This is a genomic window from Nonomuraea aridisoli, from assembly GCF_003236395.1.
GTDB classification, from domain to species: domain Bacteria; phylum Actinomycetota; class Actinomycetes; order Streptosporangiales; family Streptosporangiaceae; genus Nonomuraea; species Nonomuraea aridisoli.
Map to the genome: position 1 here is coordinate 1 of NZ_POUD01000377.1, position 7,287 is coordinate 7,287.

At 70.8% G+C, this 7,287-nt stretch carries 6 protein-coding genes; 1 reads left to right on the forward strand and 5 read right to left on the reverse strand.

Annotated elements, in window-relative coordinates:
- Nucleotides 1-168: 168 nt before the first annotated feature.
- Complete coding sequence (locus C1J01_RS44440) at nucleotides 169-702, reverse strand: YbhB/YbcL family Raf kinase inhibitor-like protein (RefSeq protein WP_111185037.1); 534 nt, start codon at nucleotides 700-702, stop codon at nucleotides 169-171.
- 86 nt (nucleotides 703-788) lie between these two features.
- Between C1J01_RS44440 and C1J01_RS44445 the strand changes: the two genes are divergently transcribed.
- Nucleotides 789-1,484, forward strand: coding sequence for a GntR family transcriptional regulator (locus C1J01_RS44445; protein ID WP_235855084.1), 696 nt, complete (start codon nucleotides 789-791; stop codon nucleotides 1,482-1,484).
- Here C1J01_RS44445 and C1J01_RS44450 read toward each other — a convergent pair.
- From C1J01_RS44450 to C1J01_RS44465, 4 genes are all read right to left on the reverse strand, one after another.
- Nucleotides 1,481-2,443, reverse strand: coding sequence for a glycosyltransferase (locus tag C1J01_RS44450; RefSeq protein ID WP_111185039.1), 963 nt, complete (start codon nucleotides 2,441-2,443; stop codon nucleotides 1,481-1,483). The two genes, C1J01_RS44445 and C1J01_RS44450, sit on opposite strands and share 4 nt — an antisense overlap.
- Nucleotides 2,444-2,499: 56 nt before the next feature.
- Nucleotides 2,500-3,720, reverse strand: a complete 1,221-nt coding sequence (locus C1J01_RS44455) for an acyltransferase family protein (protein WP_111185040.1) — start codon at nucleotides 3,718-3,720, stop codon at nucleotides 2,500-2,502.
- 162 nt (nucleotides 3,721-3,882) lie between these two features.
- On the reverse strand, nucleotides 3,883-5,523 hold the full coding sequence (locus C1J01_RS44460) for an LCP family protein (protein WP_111185041.1): 1,641 nt from the start codon (nucleotides 5,521-5,523) through the stop codon (nucleotides 3,883-3,885).
- 144 nt (nucleotides 5,524-5,667) lie between these two features.
- Nucleotides 5,668-7,143: a glycosyltransferase family protein gene (locus C1J01_RS44465; protein WP_235855085.1), complete on the reverse strand. Its 1,476-nt coding sequence runs from the start codon at nucleotides 7,141-7,143 to the stop codon at nucleotides 5,668-5,670.
- Between the last annotated feature and the right edge of the window lie 144 nt (nucleotides 7,144-7,287).

Consider the following 7,287-nt stretch of genomic DNA (forward strand, 5'->3'; position numbering starts at 1 on the left):
CGCCGTCTGATCAACCTCGGACTCGCCCACACCAACGGCATCTGGACTGTCATCCCGATCACTGCATAGCAAAAGGGTGAGCCGACTCATGCCGACTCACCCAGCAAGATCTTCAGGACACTCCTAGGCGCCGAAGGAGCGGGCCGCTCCTTCGGCGGGTGCCACGGCTCAGGCGGGGATCTCGGCGGTGGCGGTCAGGACCGCGCGGGCGAGGATGTGGCCGGACATGGTGAAGCCCAGGTAGGCGGGGGTGGCGTCGGCCGGGACGCCGATGTGCTCGACGTCCAGGGCGTGCACCACGATGAAGTAGCGGTGGGGGCCGTGGCCGGCGGGCGGCGCGGCGCCGACGAAACGGGCCACGCGGGCGTCGTTGGGCAGCTGGAAGGCGCCTTCGGGCAGGCCGGAGCCGGCGTTGTCGCCCGCGCCCGCCGGCAGCTCGGTGACGGTGGCGGGGATGTCGGCCACGGCCCAGTGCCAGAAGCCGGAGCCGGTGGGGGCGTCCGGGTCGTAGACGGTCACGGCGTAGCTCTTGGTGCCCTCGGGGGCTCCGCTCCAGGACAGCTGCGGGGAGACGTCCTGGCCGCCGGGGATGCCGGCGGACATCTGCTCAGGGGGCAGGGCCGCGCCGTCGGTCACGGTCGCGCTGGTGACGGTGAACGTCGCCGCCTCGGGCAGGCGGGCGAAGGGGTCATTGTGGCTCATCGCGTACGTCTTTCCCTAGTCGAAGGAACGAAATCGATCGTAGCACGAATAATCGATTATTTTGCCGAGGCCGTTATGATGTGGCCGTGACTCAGACGGTCGGAGGACCTGCGGCGGCGGGGAAGCAGATGCTCTCGGAGCAGGTTCACGCCCGGCTCCGGGCGGCCATCCTGCACGGGGCCCACGCTCCCGGAGACGCCCTCAAGCCGCAGGAACTCGCCAAGGAGCAGGGGGTCAGCCTCGCCGTGGTGCGCGAGGCCCTGGTGCGGCTGGTGGGGGAGGGGCTCGCCGACCGGCTGCCCAACCGCGGCTTCGCCGTGCCGGCCTTCTCCGACCGCCGCTGGCAGGAGCTCACCGAGGCCCGCCTGACCGTCGAGGAGCCCATGCTGCGCATGTCGGTCCAGCGCGGCGACGTCGAGTGGGAGGCTCGCGTCCGCGCCGCGCACCACAGGCTGGCGCGCACCCCGGCGTTCGCGCCCGAGGAGGGCGAGTACTACAGCGACGCCTGGGCCGAGGCCCACCGCGCCTTCCACCGCACACTCCTGGAGGGCTGCGGCAACTCCGTGCTGCTCGACACCTTCGACCGGATGTGGACGGCGAGCGAACTGGCCCGCCGCTGGTCCGGCCACAGCACGCCGCACCGTTCGTCGGCCGACGAACACCGTCGCCTCGAGGAGGCCGCTCTCACCCGCGACCCCGCCGCCGCGGCCGCGGCTCTCGTGCGGCATCTGAGCCTCACCGCCGCGGCGCTGTCACCGGAGTCGGCGACCGGGACGAGCTAGACGGCGAGGGCGTGGGCGGTCAGGCCGGCCCAGGACTCGGCCTGGCGGACGAAGGCGGCGGCCTGGTCGGGCCAGTGGTGGCGCAGCCGGGCCTCGGCGTGGCCGAGCGCCCCGAGCTTGACCCGCCGCGCGGGGTTCTCCTTGAGGTCGAGGACGGCGTTCAGCACGGAGTCCACGTCGAGGGGCACGACGAGCCCGCAGCCGATGGGCTCGACCAGCGGGGCGCCCGGTGGGGTCGTGATGACCGGCAGGCCGCGGCCCATGTAGTCCATGATCTTCGTGGGCGGCGTCCGGACGGTGTCGCGGGCCAGCGACAGCCCGGCCAGCGCGCCCTCGGCCATGCGCAGGGCGTGGCGGTTGGGCACGTAGCCGAACCAGTCGAGCAGGCCCACGCGCTGGGCGTCGCGCAGCAGCGGGCGCACCCCGGGGGCCGCCGCGCCGATCAGGTCCATCCGCACGCCGTACGGGATCAGGCGCTCGGCCAGGCCGATCAGCTCGTGCACGCCGCTTTCGGCCGACAGGCGGCCGATGTGCACGACCCTGGTGTCGCCCGGGAGGGGCGGGCCGGGCGACACCAGGGTCCCCTCGGGCACCACCTCGGGGCTGATCACCCGGTGGCGCCGCGCGGCGCGGGCGAGGTTCCTGGGGGTGACGGGCTCGCGTACGTCCCAGACGACCGGAGGGCGCCGGTGGGGCAGGGCGCGCAGCAGCCGGTGGTCGTGGACGATCAGCAGGTCCGCGTCGCGGACGCCGCGTCTCAGCGCGCTGCGCGCCTTGCCGTACGAGGCCTCGTGGGCCACGTCCACCGCGGTCAGCCTCATGGCGGGGGTCACGTTGAAGAACGTGAACGGCGCGACGTAGGTCACCTCGTGACCGGCGTCGAGCAGTGCCCGGATCTGCCGGTGCATGATCCGGGCGTCCTCGGGGTGATGGACGGTCGTGGCGACACATGCGCGCATGTGTCGATGGTCCGTGCCTACCAGGTCAAAGGCGTTAATGCGGGTGGAACGGTCGCTTAACTTCGCGCGGGGCGCCGATAGAGCCACGTCAGGCGCGGCTCCAGCACCCACTTGAAGATCGCCCTGGTCTGCGGCAGGCACAGGATGATGGCCAGCGCGAAGCAGGCCGAGCTGATCGCCAGCACGCCGAGCGGCCCGAACAGCCACGGGAACTTCAGCCAGCCCATCTCCTTGGCGATCATGACGGGGATGCCGTGGAGCAGGTAGCAGTAGAGCGTGCGGGTGCCGAGGTCGGTGTACCAGGTCTCCTTCCTGGGCACCAGCGCCAGCACCGCGACGCACAGGGCCAGCGCGCACACCAGCAGGCCGGTGCGCAGGCCGAGACCTTCGTACCACTCGAGGCCGAGCTTGTCGTAGCTGCCCTTGAAGTAGAACGGCGCGACGGGCGTGCGGGTGGCGGCGACGTAGATCGCCACCGCGGCCGCGGCGAGGATGACGAACACCCCGGCGATCTTGATCCAGAGCCGGTTGAGCAGCTCGAAGTGCTCGGGCTGCAGCACCAGGCCGATCACGAAGAACGGCATGAGACCGAAGAAGCGGTCGAGGCTGAAGTCGCCGTTGATCTCGCTGAAGCCGGCGAACAGGTAGATCGCGATGGCCACCGGCACGGGGTGTTTCATCCGCTTCCACACCGGTGTGGACAGCCGCCAGAACAGCAGCGCCACCAGGTACCAGTTGAGCCACGCCGGGTCGTCGATCGACAGGCTCCACTTGTGGCCCAGCGCCCACCGCAGCGCCGCGTAGCCGACCTCGACCACCACGTACGGGATGAGCAGCGTGTCGACCAGCTTGTTGACCTTGGCGGTCGAGTTGTGGGCCCAGAAGTTTCGCGACAGGTAGCCGCTGATCAGCACGAACAGCGGCATGTGGAACGTGTAGATGAAGATGTAGAGCGACCTGGAGGAGTCGGCCGTCAGCGTGGGCACCAGCGCGTGGCCGAGCGGCACCAGGGCGATCAGGAGGAACTTGACGTTGTCGAGGAACGGGTCGCGCTTGCGCGGGCCCGGGTCCGGCTCCTGCTGCTCACCGGGCGCGACGCCCCGGCCCACCGCGGGCTGGGGCGCGGTGAGGTCACCGGCGCCGACGCCATGGGGGTCGGTGGACGCGCCCCAGTACGTCCCTTGTGGTAACGGCCAACTCGGTCCCGTGGCGCCGGGCCCGTCATCGGCGGGCCTCCGCGGAGTCGTGACGGGCGGGGAGGATCTGGTGTCAGACACGGGGGGAGTCGCTCAGCTTCGCTCGGGGCCGGGGAACACGACGGCAGGCGCCCAGCGGGTCTTGCGGACCCGTGTCGCGCTGCGTCGCCGACCTGCAACAGATTAGCCCGTCCGCCGTTCCCCTCGGCCCGGAACGCCCGGTTACACAGGGAACTTTGAGACTCAGGTGCAGACGTTCTTCTGCTCCGACGCAGTGATGGTGCTGCTCTCGACGCTGTCGGGGAGCTTGGTCACCTTGACCGACTCGAAGTCCTCACCGATCACGAGCTGGGTCACCGGAGTGCTCTTGACGGTCGTGCCCGTGGCCGAGACGCCGGCCGTGGACGCGTACGCCTGCGCGCCGACCGCCGGGACCTTGCCCTGCTCGGCGGCGGGCTTGGGCAGCACCGATCCGGCCAGCGTGTCCGCGCCGGCGGAGGCCATGTCGGTCGGCTTGGCGTAGTGCACCGCGGTCTTGGCCAGGCTCTGGCCGTCGGGCGACTCGTAGTTTCCGACCCCGACGACGTTGAAGCCCTGCTTGGCGAGCATGTCGGCGACCTCGGCGGCCTTGCCCGGGGTCTTGGTGCCGTTGAGCACCTGGACCCTCACCTGCTCGGGCTTGACGGTGACCTTGGGCTTGGCGCTCGCGCTGGCGGTCGGCGTCGGCTTGGCCTCTTCGGTGTCGGTCTTGATGGCGGTGAACAGCTCGGTGGCGTCGGGCTGCTTCCAGATGACGCGGTTGGTGTCCTTGGGGTCGGGCACCCACGGCACCGTGGTGAACTGCACGCCGTTGGCGGTCATCTCGCGGGCGCTCATCGCGATCTGGATGAGCTGCTCGGTGTCGTTGGCCAGCTCGGGGTCCATGGTGACCGAGCCGGCCGCGGCGGCGATGAACTCGCGCAGGCGTCCGACGTCGGTGAGCAGCTCGCTGCTGGTGGCCTTGGCGACGACCTTGCTGAGGAAGATCTGCTGGCGCTTGATGCGCTGGATGTCGCTGCCGTCGCCGTAGTGGCGCAGGCGTACGTAGCCGAGGGCCTTCTCGCCGTTCAGCAGGCTCTTGCCGGGCGGGAGCACCAGCTTGGAGGCCTTGTCGTTGACGCCCGACTTCAGGCAGATCTCGATGCCGCCGAGGGCGTCGACGATGTTCTTGAAGCCGCTGAAGTCGACCTCGACGAAGTGGTTGATGCGGATGCCGGTGAGGGTCTCGAGGGTGGAGATCGTGCAGGCGATGCCGCCCGAGTTGTACGCAGAGTTGATCATGTCGCGGCGCGGGGCCATCTCCTGTTTGGTGGCCTCGTTCTTGCACCGGGGGATCTCGACCATGGAGTCGCGCGGGAAGCTGATCAGGCGGGCCTTGTCGCGGTTGGGCGAGATGTGCATCAGGATGATCGTGTCGGTGCGCTTGCCGCCCGCGTCGGCCGTCCGGGCCAGCTGCTGGCCGTACTTGGCGTTGCCGTCGCCGGCGCGCGTGTCGGAGCCGACGAGCAGCACGTTGAGCGCCCCCGTGTCCGGCGGACGCGGGTTGATGATGTCCTCTTTGACGCTCTTCTCGTTGATGTTGCCGAAGGCGTCGCGGTAGGCCGTGTACGCCGTGAGCGCGCCGGCCACCATGACCGTGGTCATGCCGATGCTGACCCAGGCCAGCACGCGCATCTTGGTCTGGCCGCCTCCGCCCTTGCCGGAGCGGTGACCGCGCGGGGGCCGGTCGTCGGGCGGGGGAGCCCCTGCGGCCGCTCTTCTGGCCATCCTGCTGCCCGGCTGCGTGGGGGCCACACGGCGGCCCAGCTCATGATCGACTACCGGCACGCCCCTGTAGTCACTCATACGCCCCTAGCCTCTTTCCTCGCACCTGGTGCGCCGGCCCGGTCGCTACGCGCCACGACACCAGGTACACGTACGGCGTGCCTCGAGCAACGACCGCGGGGAACGACCGTGACCAGGGCGTGATGTTTCCGCGGCAAAGCATACTCAGACCCGGACATTGGGTGGAATATCATCGCCAAACTCTTTCTCGCTGCCGGACTGTCTTAGCACGTCAGGGCGAAGGCTCAGAGCCGCCGCCAAACAGGCCAAGGGCACGGCCGGCAGGACGTACCGGTAGTCGAACTCGGCGGTCGCGGCCGGTGTGATCAACAGCACAACGGCCGCCGACCACGAGACCGGCCAGACCGGAACCCCGGTGCGGCGCCTCCCGCGCCACCTGCGCGCGAGCGCCGCCGCCGGGGGCACCAGCAGGACGGCGAGAAGCACCGTGCCGGGCAGCCGCGCGAAACCCTGGTAGGCCCGCAGCACGCCGGCGTAGGGTTCGACGATCTCTGTGCCGATCGCGCCCTGTTCATAGAGCTTGGCATATTCTGCACCGACCTGTGCCGGATAGCGGCCCGGCGGCCCCGGTGGGGTCTCCGGGAACTGGTAGTAGCCGTAGACCTCGGCGTCGGGGTAGACCGGCCGGCCCCAGACGAACGTGCGGCCCAGCTCCGTCAGCACCGACGCGGCGTAGTCGAGCGGCTGGGCGGTGATCGCCCGCATCGCGAACCTGGCCGCCAGGTCGTCGTTCGCCTTCGCGAACGTGATGTCCGGCAGCAGCACGAGCGGGGAGTCCTTGGCCCAGATGTACTCCTGCGACGGCGGGCGCTGCTCCGGCGGGCGCGGATCGCACAGGACGCGCAGGTCGGGCGCCGGGTCCATGCGGTCGCAGTCGGCGAACGACATCGTCCGGGCGTACAGGAAGACGCCGTTGGCGCCGACGATGCCGACGCGCTCGTAGGTGGCGTAGAACCAGGCGCCGTACGCGACGACCGGGACCAGCGCGGCGGCCAGCAGCACCCCCGCCGGTCTGATCTGCCGGCGCAGCACGAACCACGCCGCCAGCACGACGATGAGCGGCTGGCCGACCGTCCTGGTGAGGGTCGCGGCGGCCAGCAGCAACCCGATCAGCACGACGGTGGACGTGCGCCGCGTCACGCACAGCGCCACGGCCAGCACGATCAGGAACATGAACAGGGTGTCGGAGACCAGCAGGTGCTCCAGCTCGACCTGGTACGCGTCGAGCAGCACGGGGGCCGCGGCCAGCGTCGCCGCCCATCTCGGCGCCCGCCGCGCCGCCCGGTAGACCAGCAGCCCCGTCGCCAGGCCGAGCAGGTGCTGGGCCAGCGCGACGGCGCCGAAGGAGTGCAGCGGCTCCAGCAGCTTGAGGAACATCGAGTAGCCGGCCGGCCGCACCAGGTCGGGGCGGGGGTGGAAGACCGTGACGACGTAGGTGTAGGTGTCGGGGAACCACAGGGCCGGGCGGTAGCCGAGCATCGCCAGCACGCGCAGGGCGGCGCCGGCCGCGAACAGGCCGAGGAACCAGCCGTGCCGCCGTACCAGCCCGGCCGCGTCCCGCGGCAGCCGCCGCCGGCCGCGCCCGCTCGCCACGTCCTCGGCCTGAGCCGTCCGCCTCACCGGCACACCCTCCATCGCACCCCCACGTCACCCACCGCTCCTCCCCACTCGCTCCCGGAGGCGGGGTGGCGGGCTGGCTCTCCGCCGCGCGTCCGCGTCCCCGCCCGGGAGGCGAGGTGAAGGAGCGGCCCTTCGGTCCGCGTC